A 23,887-nucleotide genomic window follows, 5' to 3' on the forward strand; every position below is an offset into this window, starting at 1 on the left:
TTCGCGGAACTGCGGTCGAGCCCGGCCGGTTCGATCCGGCATGATCCCGCCCATCGTCGTCCATCCCGCCTATCAGGCCGTCCTGCCGGACGGGCACCGGTTCCCGATGCGGAAATACGGTCGCCTTGCCGAAACGCTGGCGGAGCTCGGCCTCGCGCCCTCCGGTTTCGTCAGGCCGGAGCCCGCCGATGCGGCCCTCCTGAAGCGGGCGCACCGCTCGGATTACGTCGAGGCGGTCCTCTCCTGCTCGGTCTCGCGGGAGATCGAGCGCGAGATCGGCCTGCCGGTGGACGAGAGCGTCGTCGCCCGCTCCTGTGCCTCCGCCGGCGGCACCCTCGCGGCGGCCCGGCTGGCGCTGGACCATGGCCTCGCCGGCAGCGCCGCCGGCGGCAGCCACCATGCGCGGCGGGAGACCGGCGCGGGGTTCTGCGTGTTCAACGACGTCGCCGTCGCCGCCCTGGCGCTTCAGGACGAGGGCACGATCCGCAGGGCGCTGGTGGTGGATTGCGACGTGCACCAGGGCGACGGCACCGCCGATTGCCTCGCCGGTTCGCCGGATCTGTTCACCTTCTCGATCCATGCCGAGAAGAACTACCCGACGCGCAAGATCCCCGGCGACCTGGATCTCGGCTTGGTCGATGACGTGGACGATGCGGCCTACGCGGCCGTTCTGGCGGCACATCTGCCGGGCCTGCTCGACGGCCTTTCGCCGGACATCGTGTTCTACAATGCCGGGGTCGATCCGCACATGGACGACCGGCTCGGGCGATTGGCCCTCACCGATGCGGGCCTCGCCGCACGGGATCGCTACGTCATCGGAGAGGCGCGCCGGCGGCGCATCCCCCTCGTAGCGGTGATCGGCGGCGGCTATGCCACCGATATCGACGCCCTGGCCGCCCGCCATGCCCTCGTGTTCCAGGCCATGGCCGCCCTCGCGTGAAGCCGCTCAGGGCGTCCCGCACGCATCCGGCGGGATCTCGCCCTCGGTCACGCATCGCGCCACCTTTTCGAGGCCGTCGAAGAGCCGTTCGAGCTGCGCGCCCTCCATGGAATGGAAGCCCAGCGTCCGGGTGATCAGCAACCCCAGCGTCGAGAACACCAGTGCCGCGCCGATCCCCGGACAGGTCTCGATCTTCTCGAGGCCGGCGAGGCGTTCGCGGAGGAACGCGTTGAACCCGGCGAATGCCTCGGGATTCTCCGCCGAGGCCAGGAGGAAGGCCCGCGGGAACCCCTCTTCCTCCGCATAGACCTGCCTCGCATGGGCGATCAGCGCGAGAGGGAGGGCCGAAGGACCCGGCACCTGCTCCGCTTCGAGTCTGGCAATGCCCTCCTTGACCTCTCTGAGTTTGCGCTCGGCCATGGCCGTGATGAGCGTTTCCTTCGAGGAGAAATGGTGGAGGACCCCGCCCTTGCTCAAGCCCGCCTCCGCCGCGACCGCATCGATCGTCAGGGTGCGCGTGCCCGCGCGACGGATCAGGCTCTCGGCCGCATCGAGGATGATGCTCGCCCGGTCCTCCCGCCGTGTGCGCGGCTTCACCATGTCATCCCCTCTAGAAACCGTCTGGACGGTCGGTAAGATAACCGATAGACAGGCGCTTCGATAGAGCGTTTGCGGGATGGGGTCATAGTGTCTGGTCCGACCATGTCCATTCGACGGTACCGAGGCGCCCGGATGGTGGTTTGCCTCGGCTTCGCGGCCCTGGCCTGCCTCCCGGCGCAGGCGAAGGACGATGCCGGCCAACCCGGCCCGACTCCCTCTAAGCAGAGCCTCGCCACGGTCCGCACGGCGAAGGCCGAGCGCAGCACCGTATCGGCCGATCTCGTCTTCACGGGCGACATCCAGGCCCAGTCTCAGGTGAACGTGGCCTTCCGCAACAACGGCAAGATCGCCGTGCGCCTGGTGGAGGTGGGCGATCACGTCACTGCCGATCAAGTTCTGGCCAAGCTCGATCCGCAGGAGCAGCGCGCCAACCTCAACAACGCGCAGGCCGCGTTGACCTCCGCCGAGGCGCTGCTCACCCAGGCCAAGGTCAACTTCAAGCGCCAGGAGATGCTGCTCTCCAGCGGATACACAACGCGGCCGAGCTATGACGATGCCGAGCAGCAACTCCGCACGACCCAGGCGTCGGTGGAATCCGCCAAGGCGGCCCTGGGCACGGCCCAGGAACAGTTCTCCTATACCGACCTGAAGGCGGGCGTCGACGGCATCGTGCTCAGCCGCAGCTTCGAGGTGGGCCAGGTGGTCCAGGCCGGACAGACCGTCCTCACCATGGCCGAGGACGGGCCGCGCGACGCGGTGTTCAACGTGTTCGAGGCGGTGCTGGCGACTCCGCCCGAGAGCAAGCAGGTGGACATCACCCTCCAGGCGGACCCGAAGGTGCGGACCGTCGGCACTGTGCGGGAGATCTCGCCGAGCGTGGACGCCGCCTCCGGCACCGTGCGGGTGAAGGTCGGCCTGAAGGACACGCCCGCCGCCATGTCCCTCGGGGCCATCGTCATCGGCACCGGCAAGTTCAGGCCGCAGACGGCGATCGTCCTGCCCTGGTCCTCGCTGTACCGCTGGGAGAACGGACCCGCCGTGTGGGTGCGCGATCCGGCCAGCGGCAAGGTCGCCCCGCGCAACGTGACCATCGACCGGTATTCGCCCAACACCATCGCCCTGTCCGGCGGTGTCGAGCCGGGCGAGGAGGTGGTCGTCGCCGGCATCCAGTTCCTCCGGCCGGGCCAGACCGTCGCCGTCGCCGGGGAGATCGCCCGATGATCCGCTCCGGCATCCGCGTCGTCCTGATGGGGGCGGCCCTCACCGGCCTCGGTGCCTGCCACGGCGCGGAGGAGGAGGCCGGCCCGCAGCCCGTGCGGCCCGTGCTCTATACGGAGGCCAAGCCCGTCGACACGATCGTGTTCGGGCCCTTTGCCGGGTTCGTGGCCCCCCGCTACCAATCGGAGATCGGGTTCCAGATCGCGGGCCGGGTGATCGCCCGCGACGTGACGGTGGGCGACGTGGTGAAGAAGGGCCAGCGCATCGCCGCCCTCGACCCCATCGTCACCCGCTTCGCCCTCACCCGCGCCGAGGCGGAACTCGCCGATGCGACGGCGCAGTCGGAGAATGCCAGCGCCACCGAGCTGCGGCAGCGGCGGCTGATCGCCAACGGCAATGTCAGCCAGGCGCGCCTCGACAGCGCCGTGGCGAGCCGCGACACGGCCCAGGCACGTCTCGCCCAGGCCCAGGCGAACCTGCAGAAGGCCCGCGACCAGATGGGCTATACCGAGCTGCATGCGGATTTCGACGGCGTGGTCACCGTCCGCAGCGCGGAAGTCGGGCAGGTTCTCTCCGCCGGACAGGCGGTGGCGACCCTGGCCCGGCCCGAGGAACGCGAGGCCGTGGTCGACATCCCCGAGGATCTCGTGGGCGCCATGCCCAAGGACGCGGTCTTCACCGTGGCGCTCCAGAGCGCGCCCGACGTGACGGCCACGGGCAAAGTCCGCGAGATCTCGCCCTTCGCCGATCAGAAGACCCGCACCCGGCGGATCCGGATGACCCTGCTCAACCCGCCGGAGGCGTTCCGCCTCGGCTCCACCATCACCGTCGGGCTCTCGCGCCACATGAAACCGCGGTTCCAGTTGCCGGCGACGGCGGTCTTCGAGGCCGACGGCCGAAGCGCCGTCTGGATCGTGAACGAGGCCGGGGATGCCGTGGCCCGCCGCGACGTCACCGTGGCGGACAGGAATGGCGAGCGTGTCTCCATCACCGAGGGCCTGAAGCCGGGGGAGCGCGTCGTGCTTGCCGGCGCACTCAGTCTCAGCGAAGGCCAGCGCGTCCGCCTCGCCGACAAGCCGCAATAGCTGCCGCCCCGCGCGCACCTTAGAGCCGCGCCGATCCGAACAGTCTCACGCGAGAGCCGCCCGTGAAGAACTTCAACCTGTCCGAATGGGCGCTCGAGCACCGCTCCTTCGTCTGGTTCCTGATGCTGATCTCGATGGTGGCGGGCTTCCTCGCCTACGAGAAGCTCGGCCGCGAGGAGGATCCGCCCTTCGCCATCAAGACCATGATCGTGCAGGCGCGCTGGCCCGGCGCCACGATCAGCGACACCCTCGATCAGGTCACCGAGCGGATCGAGAAGGAATTGCAGCAGATCGACGCCGTCGATTTCAGCCGCAGCTACACCACGCCCGGCCAGACCACGGTCTTCGTCCAGCTGCGCGAGACGACCCCGCCGAAGACGATTCCAGGCATCTTCTATCAGGTGCGCAAGCGCATCGGCGATATCGGCAGCACCTTCCCGCAGGGCATTCAGGGGCCGTTCTTCAACGACGAGTTCGGCGACGTCTTCGGCAACGTCTACGCGTTCACCGCCGATGGTGTCTCGATGCGCCAGCTCCGCGACTACGTGGAGCGGGTGCGGGCCGACCTGAAGAAGGTCAACAATGCCGGCAAGATGCAGCTCCTCGGCGCGCAGGACGAGGTCATCTACCTCGATTTCTCCACCCGCAAGCTGGCCGGACTCGGCGTCGACCAGGCCGCCGTCATCGCGACCCTGCAGGCGCAGAACGCCATTGCCCCCTCCGGCGTGATCCAGGCCGGCCCCGAGCGCGTCTCCGTGCGGGTCGGCGGTCAGTTCATTTCCGAAGACAGCCTCAGGACCATCAACCTGCGGGTGAACGACCGCTTCTTCCGCCTGTCCGACGTGGCCGAGATCTCCCGCGGTTTCACCGATCCACCCACCGCCCTGTTCCGGTTCAACGGCCAGCCGGCGATCGGCCTCGCCATCGCCATGCAGCCCTCCGGCAACCTGCTGACCTTCGGCCACGACCTCAAGGCGCGGATGAAGAAGCTCGAAGGCGAGCTGCCCTACGGTGTCGGCATCCATCTGGTCTCGGATCAGCCGAAGATCGTCGAAGAGGCCGTGGGCGGCTTCACCAAGGCCCTGATCGAGGCCGTCGTCATCGTCCTCGGTGTCAGCTTCATCAGCCTCGGCTGGCGGGCGGGGCTCGTGGTCTCTTTCTCGATCCCCCTCGTCCTCGCCGTGGTCTTCGTGGTGATGCAGGTGATGGGCGTCACGCTGCAGCGCATCTCGCTGGGCGCCCTCATCATCTCGCTGGGACTCCTCGTCGACGACGCCATGATCACCGTGGAGATGATGGTCGCGCGGCTGGAGGTGGGCGACACCCTGAAGAAGGCGGCGACCTTCGCCTATACCTCCACCGCCTTCCCGATGCTCACCGGCACGTTGGTCACCGTGGCGGGTTTCCTGCCCATCGGCTTCAATGGCTCGGCGGCGGGCGAATACACCTACAGCCTGTTCGTGGTCATCGCGGCTTCTCTGCTGATTTCGTGGGTCGTGGCGGTGCTGTTCGCGCCGCTCATCGGCGTGAAGCTGCTGCCGAAGACGATCAAGAAGCATCACGACAAACCGAGCTTCCTGCTCCGCAGCTTCCGCGCGATGCTGCTTCCGGCCATGCGCTTCCGCTGGATCACCGTGGCCTTCTGCGTCGGCCTCCTCGGCCTGTCGCTCTACGGCATCCAGTTCGTGCAGCAGCAATTCTTCCCGGCCTCCGACCGTCCCGAAATCCTCGTGGACATGACGCTGCCGCAGAATGCCAGCATCGCCGAGACCAAGGCGCAGATGGATCGGTTCGAAGCCACCCTGAAGGGCGATCCCGAGATCCTGCGCTGGAGCTCCTATGTCGGGCAGGGCGCGGTGCGCTTCTACCTTCCCCTCGACCAGCAGCTCGGCAACGCGTTCTTCGGCCAGATCATCGTGGTGACCTCGTCGCTCGAGGCCCGCGACAAGATGATCCAGAAATTCGAGGCCCTGGCGGCCAGGGACTTCGTCGGAACCGACGTCTTCGTCCACTCTCTCGACCTCGGCCCCCCGGTGGGGCGTCCGATCCAGTACCGGCTGAGCGGCCCCGATCTCCAGAAGGTGCGCGGCCTCGCGCTCCAGCTCAGCAACATCGTCGCCTCGAGCCCGAATGTCGGCCTGCCGAATCTCGACTGGAACGAGCCGGGCAAGGTGCTGAAGGTCGACATCATCCAGGACAAGGCGCGCCAACTCGGCGTCACCTCGGAGGACATCGCCGGGCTGCTCAACGGCATCGTCGGCGGCCGCTCGATCACGCAGGTGCGCGATTCGATCTACCTCGTGGATGTGGTCGGCCGTGCGCAGGCGGCGGAACGCAACTCCGTCGAGACGCTGCAGAGCCTGCAGGTGCCGCTGTCGAACGGCAGCGTCGTGCCGTTGCTGGCCTTCGCCACGGTGAGCTACGAACTCGAACAGCCCATCGTCTGGCGCCGCGACCGCCTGCCCACCATCACGGTGCGGGCGGCGATCGTCGACGACACCCAGGCGCCGACCATCGTCAACGCTCTGGATCCGGCCATCAAGGCGTTCGAGAAGACCCTGCCGGACGGCTACACCCTCGCCGTCGGCGGTGCGGTGGAGGAGAGCGCCAAGGGCAGCGGACCCATCGCGGCGGTGGCGCCGGTGATGCTGCTCGCCATGGCGATGTTCCTGATGATCCAGCTCCAGAGCTTCCAGAAGCTGTTCCTGGTGGCGAGCGTGGCGCCGCTCGGCCTCATCGGCGTGGTGGCGATCCTGCTGCCCTTCGGCAAGCCTCTGGGCTTCGTCGCCATCCTAGGCGTACTGGCGCTCATCGGCATCATCATCCGCAACTCGGTGATCCTGGTGATGCAGATCGACGAGTACGACCGCGAGGGCTACGCGCCCTGGGACGCGGTGGTGGAGGCGACCTGCCACCGGATGCGGCCGATCCTGCTCACCGCCGGGGCGGCGAGCCTCGCCCTCATTCCCATCGCGCGGGAGGTGTTCTGGGGACCGATGGCCTACGCCATGATCGGTGGCATCATCGCCGCGACCTTCCTCACCCTGTTCTTCCTGCCCGCCCTCTATGTCGGCTGGTACCGCATCAAGGCGCCGAAGGGGGACCGCCCGGACGGTGGCGAATCGCCGACGCCGGCGCCGCACCGTCACGCCGAGGCGTGATCAGGGCGTCGCCGCGCAGAGGGCGGGCTCCAGGGCCCGCATGACGCGGCGGTAATCCGTGATGTGCAGATCGTCGCGCAGGGCGCCGGGCTGGGCGAACCCGGTGTCGCCATCGCGCAGATCCGCGAAGGGGTCAGCGTAACGGCAGGAGAGGCGCCGACACAGGGCCTCGATCCTGGCCGAATAGGCCGCCACGGCCGCAGGTTCGAGGCGCTTCTCGACCGAACGGGAGATGGGCGGAATGGCGGCGACCACGACACGGTCGCTGCCGGCCTGGAGCCGCTTCACGATCCGCTCCACCGCGTCGTCGAAACCCTGTGCCGTCTTGTCGGACAGCGGCTCCTTCTTCCGCTGCAGGTCGTTGGTCCCGATGAAGACCACCACCGCGCGGGCGCGGGTCTTCACCGACAGCTTCGGCACGAGATCGGCATAGACGGAGGCCGAGGCGCCGCTGATGCCGCCATTCACGATCTCTGCGCCGCAGACCCGCTGGGCCGGGCTCTGGAGCTCGGCCTGCGAATCGCCGGCGAGGAAGATGTAGCCCTCCGGCGCATCGTCGAGATGCGCCTGGACCGACGGCAGCCTGTCCGTGGCATAGAGCCGGGCGTTGAGACGCTGAGGTTTCTCGACCCATCCGACGGCAAAGCCGACACCGAGGACGGCCAGTCCGGCAATGGCGAGGCGCAGGGTTCTCATCGGGCAGATCCCGGTCCGTCCGAGGCCGTCGCCGTGCCGGCCCTGTCGATCGTGGCCTCCGGCCGCGAATCCGTGGTGGCGTAATAGGGCTTGATGTCGAGGAGCGGCGTGCCGTCGAGGCAGTCGAGCCCCCGGACGCTCACGGTCGCCCCGTCGATGCCGAGGAGTTCCACCACCGAGAGCGCGATGGGATTGGGGCGCGCCGGCGAGCGCAGGGAGAACGTGCCCCGGCTGCCCTCCGCATGCCGCGGCCTCTGGCGCACGATGTCCCGGGCCGCCCTGTCCATCCAGTACAGCACGATGAGGTGGCTCGCCCCCTCCACGTTCTGCAATCCCGAGGCGAAGGTGGCATCCACCTCCAGGGTGCAGACGGCATCGGTCTGAAGCCCGTTCTTCGGGCATTCGGCCCTGCTCATCCACGGGGTCCGGACACGGCCGATGAAATAGAGCCCGGCATCGTGGGCCTTGGGCAGCGTGACGGTCTCTTCGCCGGGCCGCCGATCGATCGGGTCGCTCATCAGACGCATCGGATTTGGAGAGGCGGTGCTCGGAGGAGCCCCGAGCCGTTCGAAGCGAGCATGTCGGACAACTCGTCCCCGTGCGCAAGCCGGACGGCAACGAGCCGCCATGCGGGCCGCATCGTTCCATCGGTCGCCGGCGCGGTATAGATTCTTGCATAGGGCCGTCGGCGGCTCCATCGGCACCGCCGGCCATCGAGACTGCCGGACTTGGAGCCGAACCTTTTCAAGGAGAGAGCGTGACCACCAGCGAATGGCGCCCGATGGAATCCGTGGGCGATGCAGAGACCGCCGTCGACCGCCTCGCCGCCTTGTACGCGGGTGCGATCCAGTCGCTCCAGACCGCCCTGACCCGCTATCTCGACGGGGGCGCCGCCCCCGACCATGCGGAGCGGCTCCAGTTCCGCTATCCCGAATTGCGGATCACCTATCACCCGTCCGGGCCGATCCCGCGTTTTTCCCGCGCGACGGCGAAGTTCCAGTCTCCCGGCACCTATGCCACCACGGTGACGCAGCCGGCGCATTTCCAGCCGTATCTGCTGGAGCAGCTGACGCCCCTTATCCGGGATTACGGCGCGACCCTCGAAGTCGGCTTGAGCGCGCAGGAGATTCCCTATCCCTACGTGCTCGAGCCCGGTGCCAACCTCTCGGGCAGCGGGATCACGCCGCGCGACCTGGCGACATACTTTCCCGTCCCGCTGCTTTCGGTGGTGGGAGACGAGATCGCCGACGGGCTCTGGGTGGCGCCGGCGGAAGAGCCGAAACCCCTGGCTCTGTTCGACGCGATCCGGGTCGATTACTCCCTGCGCCGTCTCGTTCATTACACTGGCTGCGACTGGCGCGATGTCCAGCCGTGGATCCTGCTGACGAACTACCATCGCTACGTCGACGGCTTCATCCGCCACGGATTGGAGCAGCTCGCCAGCGGCAGGGACGGCTACGAGCGCATGATCCTGCCCGGCGGCGTCACCGTCTCGCGGGAGGAGGCGGCGAGCATCGACCCGGCAACCCTCATCGCCGCCTCGCCCTGGCACAAGTTCCAGATGCCGGCCTACCACCTCGTGGCGCGCGGCCCCGACGGGTCGATGCAAGGCACGACCCTGGTGAATATCGGCGTCGGCCCTTCCAACGCCAAGACGATCACCGACCATCTCGCGGTGCTGCGTCCGCATTGCTGGCTCATGGTCGGACATTGCGGCGGGTTGCGGCAGTCGCAGACCATCGGCGACTACGTCCTCGCCCATGGCTATCTGCGCCGGGACCGCATCCTCGACGAGCTCGTGCCGCCGGACGTGCCGGTACCGGCCCTGGCCGAAGTTCAGCTCGCACTCCAGGCAGCCGCCGCCAGCGTCACAGGTGAGACCAGCGACGACCTGAAGCGCCGCCTGCGCACGGGCACGGTGGTGACCTACGACGATCGCAACTGGGAGCTCCGCTTCAGCCAGGAGCGGCGCCGGATCAACCTGTCCCGCGCCATCGGCGTCGACATGGAGAGCGGCACCATCGCGGCGCAGGGCTACCGCCTGCGGGTTCCCTACGGCACCCTCCTCTGCGTCTCCGACAAGCCGCTCCACGGCGAGATCAAGCTGCCGGGGGCGGCCAACGCCTTCTACGAGCGGGCGGTGGCCGAGCACCTGCTCATCGGCCTGTCGGCCCTCGATATCCTCCGCGCCGACCGCAACGGCCTGCATTCGCGCAAGCTCAGGAGTTTCGACGAGCCGCCGTTCCGGTGACCGTCGCGCGCCTTGCACGATCGCCGGATCGACGGGTTCAGCGCTCGCGCCGCCACAGACCGGCCCGTTCGGAGCGGGCCTGCTCCTCCGCCGCCAGGAGATCCGACGGGGCATCCTCCGAGGCGCGCGCACCGCCGGCCGTGAGGATCAGGGAGGCGAGGTCGTCGCCGTCGATCTGGCAGCGCAGGCCCGTAGGCTGCGCCTCGTCGGCCCCACCGTTGGCCGCCGGCGCGCAGACGACGTCGCGCCGGCGCAGATAGCGCGCGAGTTGGCGCGCCAGGGCACCGCGCTCGCCGTCGACGCCGAGGAGGCGCACTGTCCGGCCGCGGAACGACAGGGTTCCGGTATCGATCACCTCCGGCACGCCACGCAACGCTCCGGCAGCGGTGGTCTCCTTGACGGCGGGAGCCGGCTCGGCGCGGGCGGTGGAGGGGCGCTTGCGCCGTGACGCCATCTGGATCGTAGCGCGCTGGGTGAAATCCTTGAAGATCGCCGCCGGCAGGTCGCCGCCGCCGACCTTGTTCATGGAGGCATTGTCGTCGTTGCCGATCCAGACGCCGACGACGAGGTCCGGCGTCACCCCGACGAACCAGGCGTCGCGGTAATCCTGCGTCGTCCCGGTCTTGCCGCCCACCGCGAGGTTGGTGATCCGCGCGGCCCGCCCGGTTCCGCTGTCCACCACGGCCTGGAGTGAATCGAGCATCATCGCGCGGCTCTCGCCCGGCAGGGGCGTCGTCGGCTTGGCATCGGGGCGCAGGTAGAGCGGGTCGGGGCCGGGCCCGCGAATGGCATGGACGCCGTAGGTGTCGAGGGGCTGTGCGCTCGCCAGCACGCCCGCATAGGCCCGTGTCATCTCCAGCAGTGAGACTTCTGCCGAGCCGAGGGCGAGGCTCGGCACGTTGGGAAGGTCGGAGGTGACCCCGAGCTTGCGCGCGGTCTCGATCACGGAGGCCATGCCGATCTCTTCGGCGAGTTGCGCGGCGATGGTGTTGATCGATTGGGCGAAGGCGGTGCGGAGGGGGACCGCCCCACGGAAACGGCCGCTCGCATTCTGCGGCTCCCAATCGCCGATCTGGATCGGCCGGTCCACCAACACCGTCTCCGGCGAGAGGCCCTTCTCATAGGCGGTGAGGTAGACGAACAGCTTGAACAGCGAGCCGGCCTGCCGCTTGGCCTGGGTTGCCCGGTTGAACTGGCTGTCCTCGTAATCGCGCCCGCCCACCATGGCGAGAATCGCGCCCTCCTTGTTCAGGACGACCATGGCGCCCTGGCTCGCCTTCTTCTTCGCCCCTTCCGCATCAAGCCGCCGGGCGATGACGCCCTCCGCCAAGCTCTGCAGATCGAGGTTGAGGGTGGTGCGCAGGGTGACGTCGCCGGACGTGTCCGACAGGCGCTTGGCGTCCGCTGACACCATATCGAGGAAGTAGTTGGTGCCCGGCGGCGTCTCGGGCGGGGTCCGCAGGGTGATCGTTTCGGCACGGGCCTTGTCGGCCTCGGCGGCTGTGATCGCGCCGGTCTCGACCATGGTCTGCAGCACGATGTCGGCGCGCTCCTTGGCACCGCCGAAATTGCGCGTCGGTGCGAGCTGTGACGGCGCGCGGACGAGGCCCGCCAGCATCGCCGCCTCGGGGAGGGTCAGCGCCTTGGCACCCTTGCCGAAATAGCGCCGCGACGCGGCGTCGATGCCATAGGCGCCGGCCCCGAAATAGGCGGTGTTGAGATAGCCGAGGAGGATGTCCTCCTTCGACATCGTGCTCTCCACACGCAGGGCCAGGAACGCTTCCTGGATCTTCCGGCGCAGCGTCTTCTCCTGGGTCAGGGAGGTGAGCCGCACATATTGCTGCGTAATGGTGGAGGCGCCCTCGCGCACGCCGCCGCTCACGGTGTTGCGCCAGAGCGCCCGGACCAGCCCGCGCGGATCGACCCCCCAATGCGAGTAGAACCGCCGGTCCTCGATGGCGACCACGGCCTGGGCGAGATGGGCGGGCATGTCGGCCGCCGTGAGCTTCTGGCCCTGGAAGGCGCCGCGCGTGGCAAAGACCCGGCCGTCATCCGCCTCCACCGTGAGGGCGCGCTGGCCGCCTTCCGGCACCACCCCGCCGAGCGGGGGCAGGGTCGCGAAGCTGTAGAGGACGAGGCCTGCGACAAAGACCAGCGGCAGGGCAAGGGCCGCGAGGCCGGCGGCAAGGTAGGGCCGCTGCCGCAATCGGCCGCGCCAGCCCGATTGTGCCGTCGGCGCGGCCGGAGCGATACCGGCCGGAGGTGGCGTGACCGTACCGTTCGTTTGCGGGGAAGCAGCGCGCGCGCCGAATCTCGAGCCGAGGGTGCCGAGCCTTCGTCCCGTCGCTTGCCCCGTCGAAAGCAGACCCCGCGCGAGACTGCGCAACGCCGTGGCGAGGAGAAATCCGAGATGCCTGAACAGGACACGCGCCGCCTGTCCGGCTTCGCGGGCGGCGGTTCGGGCATCCGGCGCTTGGCCGGTCTTCGGCCGTTCCGGTTCTTGATCTGTCATCGGCCGCCGGTCGTCATCCAAGAGCGCAGGTCCCGTCGGCTTACCGTCGGCGCTGGTTTGGCGGTTCTAGACCGGAAAGAACCGTGGACGCCATGCCGGAGGCGGCATCGATATTCGCCAAGCAGGTTTCGCGAAAATAGTCACCGGTTTTGCATCTTCGAAGCCGCTCATGGCTTTGCTCCGCCGCCGGGGTGATGACCTGAGACCACGGCTTTACTCCTTCGGCAAGGCCTCGGTCATCTGCATCCGGTGGGTCGGGGCCGAGACCCGAAGGCTGGCATCGAGGAGGGCGGAAGCCTGGCTCGGATCGCCGGCGATGTCCGGAGCGGAGTCCTGTGTGCCCACCAGGGCGGTGACGCCCTCATACTGGTCGAGGCGGCGGTCGATCATGTCGCCGAGACGCTCGCGGACTTCCGCGACGGTAAGGCTGCGGCGGTGCTTGCCGGCCTTCTCCGTGAACAGGCTGCGATTGGCGCGGGCGGCGGCGCGGAACGCTTGCTTCGCCACCACATCCGGGTTGTCGGTGCTCAGCGCGAGGAACTTGCCGGCGCTCGACGTGCCGAGGAAATGGGCGAGATAGAGCTCGGAGGTCTTCAGTTCGCGGCCGATGCGCTGTTCGATACGGGCACGGTCGCGCTTGATCAGCTCGCCGGCCATCAGGGCCGCCACGTACGGGTCCTGGCGCAGGCGCAGCACGCGGGTGCGGGTGGCCTCGTCCTGAATGGTGATGGCGCTGCCACGGCCGGTGATGGCGTTGGCCTCGGCCTCATAGCCGTAGCGGGCACCGTAGGTTCGTACCAGTTCCAGCCACGTGGCGGACAGGAACTGGAACAGCCCCTCCGCCGACGAGGTCGATGCCTTTACCGTCGTCGAGAAACTCGATTCCTTGTCGGCGAGTGCCATCATGTAGACTGGATCGACGCCCGTCTCGGACGACGCCTTCAGGATCGTCTCGACGATGTCGCGCGGCACATTCATGTCGCCGAACCGAAGGACGTCCCGCCCCGCGCTCTCGTGACTTTGCGGAAGCGAGGCGAGATCGGTCTCGATGAGGATCGCCGTCGCGGGTTCCTGGTCGAGGAGGGGAACCCCCTGCCAATCCGAGGGTTTGTCGATGGCGGAGGCTGCGAAGTCACTCGCCGTGGAGGCCCGCAGGTCGATGCGGTCATGGGCGGTGGCGGCCGGCGCCAAGGCGCTTTGCGGAAGTCCGGACCCGAGCAGCAGGCCGATCGCGATCTTCGCGAAGGTGAGTTTGGCCGATACCGTGGCGCCTGCCTTCCTTGTGCCGCGAAGGGAGCCGGGCTTCAGCCAGGCTACGGTCTCAGCGCAATCCAGGGTCTCGTTGGGCACGAGACGGCACGCGTCGTCGGCGCAGTGCGCCGGCTCCGGGAAAAGCCCCATCTTTGTTCCTTGTTCGTGCCGCGGCGTTCTAGGACGCGGCTTCGATCAGTTCAGCGAGCGGACGTCTCGCTGGGAGCTGTGACCACAATGGGACAGCTCCGTGATTCAAGCGTGGCACGCTTAAGGAACGGTTAAGGCTATGATTTAACGATATTTTAAGTAATCGTTCGGAAGCCGTTCAGAGTGGCCGCGTCAAAAAGGCATTCTGGCCGGGGTTGGAACGAAGGCTCCGTAGCCCAGTTACGATGGTCCCAGAGGGCGATTTCGAAACATCGACGAGACGCGCCCCGATGGACCCATTGAAGGAAGCCTTTTTCCAATGAGCATGCAGACCGGTCGCCGCGTCGGCGTTGCCTTCGTCGGTATGGGTGGCGCCGTCGCCACCACAGCCATCGCCGGCATCGAGATGATCAAATCTGGATCGAACCGCCTCGACGGGTTGCCCCTCGCGGGCCTCTCGGTCGCAGGACTGGCCGATTACAAGGATCTCGTCTTCGGCGGCTGGGACCTGAACGACGACGATCTCGCCTCTGCCGCCACCGGTCACGGTGTGCTGACCAAGCAGGATATCGAGAACGGCGCCCAGGTGCTCAAGGGCATCAAGCCTTGGCCGGCTGTCGGTAGCGCCAAGTTCTGCAAGAACATCGAGGGTGCGAACCGCATCGTCGCCGCCGATCACCGCGAGGCGGTCTCCGTCATCGCCAACGACCTTCGCCGTTTTCGTCTTGAGAGCAATCTCGACGAAGTCGTCGTGATCAATCTAGCCTCCACCGAGCGCTGGCCCGACCTCAACGCACCAGCGCTCAACTCGCGCGCCGCCTTCGAGAAGGGCCTCGATTCGAGCGACGAATCGATCAGCCCGGCGATGCTCTATGCCTATGCGGCGATCCAGAGCGGCGTGCCCTACGCCAACTTCACGCCGAGCGTGGCGGCCGACGTGCCGGCGCTGATGGAGCTGGCCCGTGAGATGGGCGTGCCCCTTGCCGGCAAGGACGGCAAGACTGGCCAGACCATGATGAAGACGGTCCTCGCGCCGGCTTTGAAGGCCCGCGCCCTGCACGTCGATGGCTGGTTCTCCACCAACATCCTCGGCAATCGCGATGGTCTGGCCCTTAACGACAAGGACTCGCTCCAGTCGAAGCTGAACACCAAGGGCACCGTGCTCGACTCGATCCTCGGCTATCCGGTCGAGGACCATCTGGTCCACATCCACTATTACCGCCCGCGCGGCGACGACAAGGAGGCTTGGGACAACATCGACGTCACCGGCTTCCTCGGTCAGCGGATGCAGATCAAGGTCAACTTCCTCTGCAAGGATTCCATCCTGGCGGCACCCCTGGTGATCGAGATCGCCCGCGTTCTCGACCTCGCCAAAAAGCGCGGTGAAAGCGGCCCGCAGGAGCAGCTCTCCTCGTTCTTCAAGGCGCCCATGGTCGCTAACGGCCACGGCCCGGAACACGATTTTGGCAAACAGCAGCACATGCTCCTCGATTGGCTCGGCGTGCGTCAATGACATCGTCCGATACGGGGGGCGGCATGGCTGCCCCCTTCGCGTTGCGTGAGCTGTTCGTCGAGCTCAATGACCTGAAGCGCGTGCATTCGGCCGGGCGCATCGGCTCTATCGCCGAGCGGCTGTTCGCGCAGGGCTGGTCGGCCCTGACGGGCGGCGCCGACCCCGAGTCCGTCGCCATCGACATCACCGCCAAGGCGCTTGCTGCGTCTCGGCTCTGCGATCTCGACGCTGCCTTCCTCGCCTCCGCCGGTCTCGGTGAGGTCGAAATCGGCGACATTCTCACGTCCGGACTCGACGCGGTCACCGCCACGGTCGACGTGGAACTGAAACGGCGTTTGGCCGTCGCGTTGCGCACGAACGAGGGTGTGCATGGCGGTCCTTTGCCGGCCTTCGTGGCGGCACTGAACCACCAGCCGCGCGCCGGGGTGACCTGTCCCGGCAGGGCTCGCATCCTGCTGGAGCCGCCGGAAAACCATTCGGAACATTGCCTGATGGTGGCGGTCTACGGTGTCGTGCTGAGCCCGTTCTACCGGGCGGACCCCGCCCTTGTCTTCCTCGCGGCCATGAGCCACCACTTCCACAACGCGGCGATGCCGGATGCCGGTTTCACCGGTGAGATGCTCCTCGGAGACCATCTCGCGCCCATCATGGCGCGCACGACGCAGTGGGCCCTAGACGAACTCGACCCGCCTCTGCGCGAGACCGTGCAGCGAGCGCGTGCGATTCTTCCCGACGATGCCACGGCCGAGGGCCGGGCCTTCCACGCCGCCGATTGCATCGACCGGGTTCTTCAGATTTCTCAGCATCTTAGAGCCTCCTCGCTGAGCATGGACACCGTGCTCGACGACATGGAACTGGTCCATGCCGGCCCGGTGAAGGGCTTTCACGACCGGGTCCTCAGGGACATGCGAATCCCGTGATGGCCCGCTGCGGCAGCATGGGCCGCGTGTCATGATCCCATTCGACCTCCTCTCCCCTCAGACGGGACATGCGCTTAAAGCCGATACGCCGCATTCCCTGCGTGACGTGGTAACGAGTGCGCGCTGGCCAGTCGTGGACGGCATTCCCTATCTCCGGACCGGGCGCGACGAGCTCGTAGCCACGACGCTCGCCCTGCTCGACGGCGATCAGGGCGATCTCGCCCTGGAGGGCCTGCTCGCCGATCAGGACGATTGGTGGACCGGCCCTCCGGCCGATCCCCTAGATCTCCATGCCCTCGTCCGCGACCGGAAAACGGCGAGCCTTCGGGACGCCGTGCGTCTTCTCGGCTGGGGCCGGGTCGGCGACTACTTCCTGCATCGCTGGACCGACCCGACCTTCCTCGCCGGGCTGACGCTCCTCGAGGCGCATTGGAACGACCCCCTCTGCGTCTTTGAATTCGCCTGTGGCATCGGCCATTATCTGCGCGAGATCCAGGCGCGCGGCGTCAAAGTAGCTGGCGCCGACGTAGTCTTCGCCAAGCTTTGGGTGGCGCGCCATTGGGTCGTCGGCGAGACGGCGCAGTTCGTCTGTTTCGATGCCGGATCGCCGCATTGGCCGATCCCAGGTGCTCCGGTGGATCTCGTCGTCTGCAACGACGCGTTCTACTTCCTCGATGATAAGCCGGCCGTGCTCGAATGCCTCCGCCAGAATGCAGGCGACGATGGCTGGCTCGTTTTCAGCCACATCCACAATTCCGAGCGGCCGGGCTTCTCGGCCGGTCGTGCAGTCTCTGCGGACGAGATCGAAGAGCTGTTTCCCGACGCTCTCGTCTACGACGACGACGAACTCACGCGTGCTCTCATCGAGAAACGCGCGCCGTCACCGCGGCGCCCGGCCGACCTGCGCCATGTAGAGGCGTTCTCCGTGGTCGCTGGCGCCGGGATGCGGCCGGCCCCGCGTGCCATCCTCGACGGTTTGACCTGGCCGAACGAAGGTACCCCCCTTCGCCTCAACCCTCTCTACGGGCCAGATCCTGCGGGCGGTTATGCTGTCTTCTGGCCCTCCGAACGCTACGAGGCCGAATACGCGTCCCGGGTGACCTATCCATCGCATTCGGACGGACCCGAGACCCTCGACTGGGTCGGCGGCGAGCAATCGCCCCACGAGGACCGTGTCCGCCGCCGCGAGTTCGTCGACCTACCGGAGCGCTGGTGATGGGCGATTCCATCGGTTGGGGCATCGTCGGCTACGGCTGGGTCGCGCGGGATTACATGGCGCCGGGCATCCGAGGCGCCGGGCATCGGCTCGTCGCCGTGTCCGATCCCGGCGAAGCCTCGCGCGCGGCGGCCGAGGCAGAGGGCGCGCGAGCCTATGCCGACATCGCCGGTCTGTTATCGGAGCCGGAGGTCGAGGCGGTCTATGTGGCGACGCCCAACCATCTCCACCGCGAGGCGGTGGAAGCCCTGGCCGCATCGGGTAAGGCCGTCCTCTGCGAGAAGCCGATGGCGGCCTCCCTCGCCGATGCCGAGGCCATGGTCGCGGCGGTGAGGAAGGGTGGCATCTTCTACGGCACCGCCTTCGACCAGCGCCATCACCCGGCGCACCGGGCCATGCGCGACGCGATCCGCCGGGGTCGCATTGGGGCCGTGACCACCATCCGCGTCGTCTATGCCTGCTGGCTCGACCGGGCCTGGACCTCCTTCGCCGGCCAGGACAATTGGCGCATCGATCCGGTGAAGGCCGGCGGCGGCGCGTTGATGGATCTGGCGCCCCACGGCATCGACCTCGTGGATTTCCTCCTCGACGAGTCCATTGAGGACATCGCCGCGCTGACCCAGGCGAGGGCGCAGGATTACGCCGTGGACGACGGCGCCCTTCTCATCGGCCGCACCGGCTCCGGGATCCTCGCCAACCTTCACGTCGCCTATAATTGCCCGGACGCTCTACCACGCCGCCGCCTCGAAGTGATCGGCACCAAGGGGGCGCTCATCGCCATCGACACGATGGGGCAGGTGGCAGGCGGAACGCTCGCCTTCAACGACGGTGTCAGCGGGCAGGCGCAAGCGATCTCCTTCGACGCGGAGGCCTCACCCTTCCTCGAACAGGTCTGCGCCTTCGGCTCCGCCCTGCGTCGGCCAGCCGAGCGCGATGCGTACAGCGCCGAGCGCGATCTTCACACGATGCGGCTCCTGGCGCGGGCTTATGAAGGTATATCCGGCCGCTGCGATCCAGGGCCGGATTCGAGATCGGGGTTTCGACCTCGAAACTACATCCTACCCACCACCTCATCCTGAGGCGCAGCCGCGAGCGGCAGCCTCTAAGGAGGCCTCCAGTTCGCGCGATGATACTGAAGGCCTCCTTCAAGGCCGCTGACGCGGCACCTCAGGATGAGGAGGGATGATCAGAGTAACTAAAAAGTGACCGACATGAGCGAACACGACCAGGACGCCCGGGCACGCGACCCGCGCATCAAGTTCCCCCGGCCCTACGCCTATGGCGGTCCACGGGTCATCGAAGGCCTGCCCGCTTCGTTGCCCGAGCCGGTGCGCGCCTATCTCGACATCCTGCCGAAGGGGCGCATCGTCGGCTTTCCCCTGGCTCCCCTCGACCGGACCGGTATCCCGGTCTGGTTCGTCTCGCTGTTCCTCGACGATCCGTTCTTCGTCGGCGCCATGCCGAGCGGCATCGGCTACGGCGCCACCGACCACGAGGCGCTCATCGGCGCGGTGGCCGAGATCGCCGAGAACCTGATGCCGTCCCTCGCGGTGATGCCGCGCAAGAAGGAACGGGGATCCTACCACGACCTCGCCAAGGTGTTCGGCGCGGGCTCGGTGGCCGATCCGCTCACCCTGTGCCTGCCCGCCGGCTCCCCGGTCGACCGCGATACTGCGCTCGAATGGACTCCTAGCGTCCGGGCGCGCACCGGCGAGACCGTTCTGATGCCCCTCGACATCGCGGCCACGGACTATTTCGAACTGTCGGAAGGCTACAAGCCCTTCACCAACCTCATCACCAACGGCCTCGGTGCCGGGCCGGACGTGGATTTCGCGCTCGGTCACGGCCTGCTCGAACTGCTCCAGCGCGACGGCAACGGTCTGCTGTTCCGCGCCCTCGACCAGGGCGTGATGCTTGATCTCGACGGGATCGGCCCGGAGAACAGGGCGATGCTGGCCCGTCTCGACGATCTCGGCATCCGGGCACTACCGAAATTCGCCACCGACCAGTTCGGCCTCACCAATATCTACGTCGTCGGTCACGACCTGAATCCCGCCGACGCGCCGGTCGCCGTGGCCCTCTCCGCCTGCGGCGAGGCCTGTGATCCGGACCGCGAGCGGGCCCTGCGCAAGGCGCTCCTCGAATTCCAGGCGGCGCGCGTGCGCAAGGCCTTCGGCCATGGTCCCCTTTCCTTCGCCGAACGGGTGACGCCGCCGGGCTACGTCAAAGCCTTTATCGAGAAGGCCTTGCCGAGCCTCGATTTGGAGGAGAGCCGTGCCCTCAAGGCGATGCTCGAATGGATCGTTCTGCCGCCGGAGGGCCTGCGCGACGTCCTGAAGGAAACGGTATATTCCGAGCGCAGTACCAAGGCGTTCTCGGATCTGCCGACGATGGAGTCTCCCGACGGCCACGCTCGAGGACGGATCGCCCGCGAGCGGCTCGAAGAGGCCGGGTTCGACGTGCTCTACGTCGATTGCTCGCCGCCGGGCGGCAGCGTCGGCGTGGTCAAGGCGATCGTGCCGGGGCTGGAAGTCGAGACGATGAGCTATCACCGCATCGGCGAACGCAATGCCGCCAAACTGATTGCGCGGGACCATCCGCTGATCTCGTTCGGCAAGGCCAGTGAGACGAAGCTTCCCGTTCGTCTCACACCCGAAGCGATCGAGCGCCTCGGCGGCCAGCCGCTCTTCGACGTGGCCCTGGCCCACGAGATTGTCGGGCGGCATTACCCGCTCTACCGCGAGCCGGAATCGCACCACGCACCGTTCCGTCTCGAGCAGCAAGGACGCGCGGCATGAGCCTGCGCTACGCCTACAACACCAACGGCACGGCCAACCATCGCTTGGACGACGCCATCGATCTCATCGCCGATGCCGGCTACCAGGGCGTGGCACTGACCCTCGATATCCACCATCTTGACCCGTATGCGGAGAACTGGGTCCAAGAGGCGCAGCGCGTGTCGAGCCGGCTGCAGCGGCTCGGCCTCGGCAGCGTCATCGAGACCGGTGCCCGCTTCCTCCTCGACCCGAAGGCCAAGCACGAGCCGACCCTGGTGAGCGGAGACGCTTCCGGGCGCGCCCGGCGCATCGGTTTCCTAAAGCGCGCGGTGGACATCGCCGTCATCCTGCATTCGGAGGCCGTGTCGTTCTGGGCCGGCGTGCCCAAACCCGGCATCGATCGTGAGGAGGCGAAGGTCTGGCTCGCTGATGGCGTCGCTGAAATCGTGGCTTACGCCCGTAAGCACGGCGTCGTCGCCTGCCTCGAGCCGGAACCCGGCATGCTGGTCGAGACCCTGGACGATTTCGCCGCCTTGAACATCGAAGGCCTGAGGCTCGCCCTCGATACCGGCCATTGCCTCGTCACCGGCGAGCGCGATCCGGCAGCGGCGGTCGCGGAATTCGCCGACGTGATCGGCACCGTGGCGATCGAGGATATGGTGCGGGGCGAGCATATCCATCTGCCCTTCGGCGAGGGCGACATGGATGTAGCCGGCGTGCTCGATACCCTCGACGCCATCGGCTTCCAACGCCTCGTCTGCGTCGAACTCTCCCGCGAGAGCCACCGCGCCGATGTCATGGTGCCGAGATCGCTGGAGTATGTGCAGACCTGCCGCAACCACAAGGCAGAGGTGAACGCATGAGGATCTGCTTCGTCAGCCGCCGCTACTTCCCGGCGATTTCGGGCATGAGCGTCTATGCGCAGAACCTGCTGCGCGAACTGGTCGATGCCGGCCACGACGTGACGATGATCAGCCAGTACCGCGGCGATGAATTCGGCACCCGCGTCTATGGCGGCGGGCCGCCCCCCGAAGTGCCGGGCGTGCGCGTCATCGGTCTCGAACAGGTGGGCGAGCAGGCGAGCGGCGATTTCGAGCGCGACATCGAGACGATGGTGGAGACCATCGTGGCGGAGCACGCTCGGCAGCCCTTTGATATCCTCCATGCCCAGTACGGCTATCCGACCGGCTGGGCGACGCTGCTGGCCTCGAAGCGGATCGGCATTCCCAACGTCGTCTCGATCCAGGGCGGCGACGGCCATTGGGTCGGTTCGTGCTGCGAAACCCATCGCGTCGCCATGTGCGAGGTGCTGGCCCATGCCAACGCCCTCCTCATCGGCGGCCGCTCCTTCGTGGAGGAGGTCTGCGACCGGCTGGGTTCCGACCCGGACCGCTTCACCATCGTACCGGGTGCGGTGGACACCGCGCGCTTCACTCCCGGTCCCGCCGGTCATTCGGCACCGGTCCGGCTATTTTATCACGGCCGCGTCGACCGCCGGAAAGGCGTGCTCGATTTCATCGACGCGCTCGGCCTGTTGCGTTCTCGCGGAATCCCGTTCGAAACGATCATCTCCGGCATCGGGCCGGACGTAGACTCCTCGAAGGCCCGTGCCGCCGAGCTGAACTTTTCCGAGGCCGAGATCCGCTTCACCGGCTACGCGCAGTACCACACCGTGCCCGACCTCTACCGGCAGGCGGACATCTTCGTCTCGCCGACCTATGCTGAGGGTTTTTCCAACACCATCCTGGAAGCCATGGCGGCGGGGCTCGCCGTGGTCTCGACCCATGCTGTCGGCGTGTCCGACTGCCTGCGCGATGGCGAGAACGGATTGCTGGTCCAGCCCGGCGATGTCCCCGCCTTGGCAGATGCGCTTCAGCGCGTCATCGAGGACAAGCCCCTGCGGCGGCGTCTTGCCCGGGATGGGCTCGACGAGTGCCGCCGCGTCTATTCCTGGACGGCGGTCGGCCGCCAGATCATGGATGTCTATGCCGAGGTGGCGGGCGAGCGGCCCCGGACGGACTTCGCTGACACCCTGCCGCACGATCCTGCCTGTCGGTTCCGCGCCGAGCCGCACCTGCTCTGACCATGCCCGTCGCCCTTGCGCTCTCGCCCCATCTCGACGACGCCGCCTTCTCCTGCGGCGGCACCCTTGCGACCCTGGCGGATTCTGGCTGGCAGGTGGTGATGGCGACGATCTTCACCGCCACCGTCCCCAATCCGAAGGGCTTTGCCCTGGCCTGCCAGACCGACAAGGGCCTGGGGCCGGAAATCGACTACATGGCCCTTCGGCGGGACGAGGACCGGCGCGCGGCCGACGCGCTCGGTATCTCGCCGCCGCTGCACCTGCCGTTCCGGGAAGCACCGCATCGCGGCTACGGCGCGGCGCCGGAGCTGTTCGCAGATCCTCGCGGCGACGACGACATCGTCAATGCCCTCGGCAATGCGGTCTGGCGCCTTGCTGCTGACATCTCTCCCGATCTCGTCCTCGCCCCGCAGGCCGTCGGCGGCCATGTCGATCATGTCCAGCTGGTCCGCGGCATAAATCGGGCGCGATGGAGTGTCCCGATCCTGTGGTGGCGCGACTTTCCCTACACCGTTCGCAATCCTGCGCCGAAGGAGCCGTTCAAAGGCGATTTCGATGCATTGCCGGAGCGCTTTTGTCGCTATTCCGCGACGGCCGAGGCGCAGAAGGGGGCTTCCTGCTCGGCCTATGCGACGCAACTCGGTTTCCAGTTCGGTGGAGTGGAAGGGTTGATGGGTCGTCTCTCGAGCGAGGCGCGGACCGAGCGGTTCCGCCTTGCCGGTACGTTGTCCGCCGGTGCCGCCGCGCTGTTCGAGGACCATGGCGCCCGAGCCTGACGCGATCCGGCCAAAAAGCCTCGCCGACCCGGAGCAGGTCGCAGTCCGTCGCGCACTCTGGGGCGCAGCGCATGTCGCTCCGTTGCGCGCGCTGGCGCAACGGATCGCGGCGGAACGGTCCGCGGAGGTGCCGGACCCCGATCCGCAGGATGGTGGGATCGGTGCACGGCTTCTCCTGTTGCTCGAGACACCGGGTCCGAGCATCGGCCGCACCGGCTTCGTCTCGCGCGACAATCCTACCGGCACCGCCGCCAACCTGTTCCACTTCATGGCGGAGGCCGGTATCGCACGGCGCGACAGCCTCATCTGGAACGCCGTTCCCTGGGTCATCCACGCGCCCGGCGCCCTGAACCGGGCACCGAGGAAAGCCGAGATCGCGTCCGCCGCCGTTTACCTCGCACCGCTCATCGATCTGCTTCCGTCCCTCGCCGTCGTGGTGCTGGCCGGGCGCGTGGCCGGCTTGTCGCGCGAACCGCTCTCACGGCTCCGGCCGGGGATACCGGTTCTCGCCATTCCACATCCGAGCCCGACCTTCGTCTGCACCTCCCCCCTGGTGGCGCAGCGGATCGTCGAAGGGCTGGGCCAAGCCGCCGCGATGCTGCCTCCATACCTGACTTCGCCAGCGGAAGGGCCGAGGTGACTGGCCATCCGGACACAAAGACCCTAAATGCCGGGGCACGGGCCGCGGTCCGGCAAAAGCTCGGTCCCAATCCACGCCGCCGTCGAGGTTGGGCGGGA

The 23,887-nt window shown here is 67.6% G+C and carries 19 protein-coding genes; 14 read left to right on the plus strand and 5 right to left on the minus strand.

The annotated features are described in order from the left end of the window. The first annotated feature begins 40 nt into the window (after positions 1-40). Positions 41-940 carry a histone deacetylase gene (locus K368_RS0109655; RefSeq protein ID WP_197031002.1) on the plus strand — a complete coding sequence of 300 codons (900 nt, stop codon included), beginning with the start codon at positions 41-43 and terminating at the stop codon, positions 938-940. 6 nt (positions 941-946) lie between these two features. Here K368_RS0109655 and K368_RS0109660 read toward each other — a convergent pair whose 3' ends face one another. Further along, positions 947-1,540, minus strand: a complete 594-nt coding sequence (locus tag K368_RS0109660; RefSeq protein ID WP_027172218.1) for a TetR/AcrR family transcriptional regulator — start codon at positions 1,538-1,540, stop codon at positions 947-949. Positions 1,541-1,675: 135 nt separating this feature from the next. Between K368_RS0109660 and K368_RS0109665 the strand changes: the two genes are divergently transcribed. The 3 genes from K368_RS0109665 (at position 1,676) to K368_RS0109675 (ending at position 7,004) form a co-directional block, all read left to right on the plus strand. After that, positions 1,676-2,761: an efflux RND transporter periplasmic adaptor subunit gene (locus tag K368_RS0109665; RefSeq protein ID WP_036266870.1), complete on the plus strand. Its 1,086-nt coding sequence runs from the start codon at positions 1,676-1,678 to the stop codon at positions 2,759-2,761. Further along, on the plus strand, positions 2,758-3,843 hold the full coding sequence (locus tag K368_RS0109670) for an efflux RND transporter periplasmic adaptor subunit (RefSeq protein ID WP_027172220.1): 1,086 nt from the start codon (positions 2,758-2,760) through the stop codon (positions 3,841-3,843). The genes K368_RS0109665 and K368_RS0109670 overlap by 4 nt, the downstream gene beginning before the upstream one ends. A gap of 62 nt (positions 3,844-3,905) precedes the next feature. Further along, complete coding sequence (locus K368_RS0109675) at positions 3,906-7,004, plus strand: efflux RND transporter permease subunit (protein ID WP_027172221.1); 3,099 nt, start codon at positions 3,906-3,908, stop codon at positions 7,002-7,004. Here the strand turns inward: K368_RS0109675 and K368_RS0109680 are convergent, their stop codons facing one another. Together K368_RS0109680 and tsaA are read right to left on the minus strand one after the other, a co-directional pair. Beyond that, a complete protein-coding gene (locus K368_RS0109680; protein WP_027172222.1) occupies positions 7,005-7,700 on the minus strand; it encodes a GDSL-type esterase/lipase family protein in 696 nt (231 codons plus the stop codon). It lies immediately after the preceding gene. Next, positions 7,697-8,218, minus strand: a complete 522-nt coding sequence (gene tsaA, locus K368_RS0109685) for a tRNA (N6-threonylcarbamoyladenosine(37)-N6)-methyltransferase TrmO (RefSeq protein ID WP_027172223.1) — start codon at positions 8,216-8,218, stop codon at positions 7,697-7,699. Before tsaA ends, K368_RS0109680 begins: the two co-directional genes overlap by 4 nt. Positions 8,219-8,481: 263 nt before the next feature. On the opposite strand from tsaA, the gene K368_RS0109690 reads away from it, so the two are divergent. Continuing rightward, complete coding sequence (locus tag K368_RS0109690) at positions 8,482-9,951, plus strand: AMP nucleosidase (protein ID WP_027172224.1); 1,470 nt, start codon at positions 8,482-8,484, stop codon at positions 9,949-9,951. Between the two features lie 37 nt (positions 9,952-9,988). On the opposite strand, the gene K368_RS0109695 is transcribed toward K368_RS0109690, so the two are convergent. Both K368_RS0109695 and K368_RS0109700 read right to left on the minus strand, forming a co-directional pair. Next, a complete protein-coding gene (locus K368_RS0109695) occupies positions 9,989-12,463 on the minus strand; it encodes a PBP1A family penicillin-binding protein (protein WP_027172225.1) in 2,475 nt (824 codons plus the stop codon). 213 nt (positions 12,464-12,676) lie between these two features. Continuing rightward, positions 12,677-13,864 carry a transglycosylase SLT domain-containing protein gene (locus K368_RS0109700; protein ID WP_027172226.1) on the minus strand — a complete coding sequence of 396 codons (1,188 nt, stop codon included), beginning with the start codon at positions 13,862-13,864 and terminating at the stop codon, positions 12,677-12,679. Between the two features lie 319 nt (positions 13,865-14,183). Between K368_RS0109700 and K368_RS0109705 the strand changes: the two genes are divergently transcribed. The 9 genes from K368_RS0109705 to K368_RS0109745 all read left to right on the plus strand — a co-directional run bounded on the left by K368_RS0109705 (position 14,184) and on the right by K368_RS0109745 (position 23,789). Further along, entirely contained in the window at positions 14,184-15,377 is a 1,194-nt protein-coding gene (locus tag K368_RS0109705; RefSeq protein WP_027172227.1) for an inositol-3-phosphate synthase, read from the plus strand. Positions 15,378-15,400: 23 nt separating this feature from the next. After that, positions 15,401-16,297 carry a hypothetical protein gene (locus K368_RS0109710; protein ID WP_027172228.1) on the plus strand — a complete coding sequence of 299 codons (897 nt, stop codon included), beginning with the start codon at positions 15,401-15,403 and terminating at the stop codon, positions 16,295-16,297. 31 nt (positions 16,298-16,328) lie between these two features. Continuing rightward, positions 16,329-17,513, plus strand: a complete 1,185-nt coding sequence (locus K368_RS0109715; protein WP_027172229.1) for a methyltransferase domain-containing protein — start codon at positions 16,329-16,331, stop codon at positions 17,511-17,513. Continuing rightward, positions 17,513-18,592, plus strand: a complete 1,080-nt coding sequence (locus tag K368_RS0109720) for a Gfo/Idh/MocA family oxidoreductase (RefSeq protein ID WP_027172230.1) — start codon at positions 17,513-17,515, stop codon at positions 18,590-18,592. The genes K368_RS0109715 and K368_RS0109720 overlap by 1 nt, the downstream gene beginning before the upstream one ends. A 132-nt stretch (positions 18,593-18,724) precedes the next feature. Then, the gene (locus K368_RS0109725) at positions 18,725-20,311 is read left to right on the plus strand and encodes a YcaO-like family protein (protein WP_027172231.1); all 1,587 of its coding nucleotides are present in this window, start codon (positions 18,725-18,727) and stop codon (positions 20,309-20,311) included. Beyond that, the gene (locus K368_RS0109730; protein ID WP_027172232.1) at positions 20,308-21,153 is read left to right on the plus strand and encodes a sugar phosphate isomerase/epimerase family protein; all 846 of its coding nucleotides are present in this window, start codon (positions 20,308-20,310) and stop codon (positions 21,151-21,153) included. The genes K368_RS0109725 and K368_RS0109730 overlap by 4 nt, the downstream gene beginning before the upstream one ends. Continuing rightward, positions 21,150-22,373, plus strand: a complete 1,224-nt coding sequence (locus K368_RS0109735) for a glycosyltransferase family 4 protein (RefSeq protein WP_027172233.1) — start codon at positions 21,150-21,152, stop codon at positions 22,371-22,373. Before K368_RS0109730 ends, K368_RS0109735 begins: the two co-directional genes overlap by 4 nt. A gap of 2 nt (positions 22,374-22,375) precedes the next feature. Continuing rightward, the gene (locus tag K368_RS0109740; RefSeq protein ID WP_027172234.1) at positions 22,376-23,149 is read left to right on the plus strand and encodes a PIG-L family deacetylase; all 774 of its coding nucleotides are present in this window, start codon (positions 22,376-22,378) and stop codon (positions 23,147-23,149) included. Beyond that, positions 23,133-23,789 carry a uracil-DNA glycosylase gene (locus K368_RS0109745; protein ID WP_027172235.1) on the plus strand — a complete coding sequence of 219 codons (657 nt, stop codon included), beginning with the start codon at positions 23,133-23,135 and terminating at the stop codon, positions 23,787-23,789. The genes K368_RS0109740 and K368_RS0109745 overlap by 17 nt, the downstream gene beginning before the upstream one ends. Positions 23,790-23,887: the final 98 nt, after the last annotated feature.

Source organism: Methylobacterium sp. 10 (genome assembly GCF_000519085.1).
Classification (GTDB): domain Bacteria; phylum Pseudomonadota; class Alphaproteobacteria; order Rhizobiales; family Beijerinckiaceae; genus Methylobacterium.

What these genes read in the sequence shown, in the direction of transcription:
- K368_RS0109655 (WP_197031002.1), top strand. Translation starts at nt 41, where the DNA reads ATGATCCCGCCCATCGTCGTCCATCCCGCCTATCAGGCCGTCCTGCCG.
- K368_RS0109660 (WP_027172218.1), bottom strand. Translation starts at nt 1,540, where the DNA reads ATGGTGAAGCCGCGCACACGGCGGGAGGACCGGGCGAGCATCATCCTC.
- K368_RS0109670 (WP_027172220.1), top strand. Translation starts at nt 2,758, where the DNA reads ATGATCCGCTCCGGCATCCGCGTCGTCCTGATGGGGGCGGCCCTCACC.
- K368_RS0109680 (WP_027172222.1), bottom strand. Translation starts at nt 7,700, where the DNA reads ATGAGAACCCTGCGCCTCGCCATTGCCGGACTGGCCGTCCTCGGTGTC.
- tsaA (WP_027172223.1), bottom strand. Translation starts at nt 8,218, where the DNA reads ATGAGCGACCCGATCGATCGGCGGCCCGGCGAAGAGACCGTCACGCTG.
- K368_RS0109690 (WP_027172224.1), top strand. Translation starts at nt 8,482, where the DNA reads ATGGAATCCGTGGGCGATGCAGAGACCGCCGTCGACCGCCTCGCCGCC.
- K368_RS0109695 (WP_027172225.1), bottom strand. Translation starts at nt 12,463, where the DNA reads ATGACAGATCAAGAACCGGAACGGCCGAAGACCGGCCAAGCGCCGGAT.
- K368_RS0109700 (WP_027172226.1), bottom strand. Translation starts at nt 13,864, where the DNA reads ATGGGGCTTTTCCCGGAGCCGGCGCACTGCGCCGACGACGCGTGCCGT.
- K368_RS0109705 (WP_027172227.1), top strand. Translation starts at nt 14,184, where the DNA reads ATGAGCATGCAGACCGGTCGCCGCGTCGGCGTTGCCTTCGTCGGTATG.
- K368_RS0109710 (WP_027172228.1), top strand. Translation starts at nt 15,401, where the DNA reads ATGGCTGCCCCCTTCGCGTTGCGTGAGCTGTTCGTCGAGCTCAATGAC.
- K368_RS0109715 (WP_027172229.1), top strand. Translation starts at nt 16,329, where the DNA reads ATGATCCCATTCGACCTCCTCTCCCCTCAGACGGGACATGCGCTTAAA.
- K368_RS0109720 (WP_027172230.1), top strand. Translation starts at nt 17,513, where the DNA reads ATGGGCGATTCCATCGGTTGGGGCATCGTCGGCTACGGCTGGGTCGCG.
- K368_RS0109725 (WP_027172231.1), top strand. Translation starts at nt 18,725, where the DNA reads ATGAGCGAACACGACCAGGACGCCCGGGCACGCGACCCGCGCATCAAG.
- K368_RS0109730 (WP_027172232.1), top strand. Translation starts at nt 20,308, where the DNA reads ATGAGCCTGCGCTACGCCTACAACACCAACGGCACGGCCAACCATCGC.
- K368_RS0109735 (WP_027172233.1), top strand. Translation starts at nt 21,150, where the DNA reads ATGAGGATCTGCTTCGTCAGCCGCCGCTACTTCCCGGCGATTTCGGGC.
- K368_RS0109740 (WP_027172234.1), top strand. Translation starts at nt 22,376, where the DNA reads ATGCCCGTCGCCCTTGCGCTCTCGCCCCATCTCGACGACGCCGCCTTC.
- K368_RS0109745 (WP_027172235.1), top strand. Translation starts at nt 23,133, where the DNA reads ATGGCGCCCGAGCCTGACGCGATCCGGCCAAAAAGCCTCGCCGACCCG.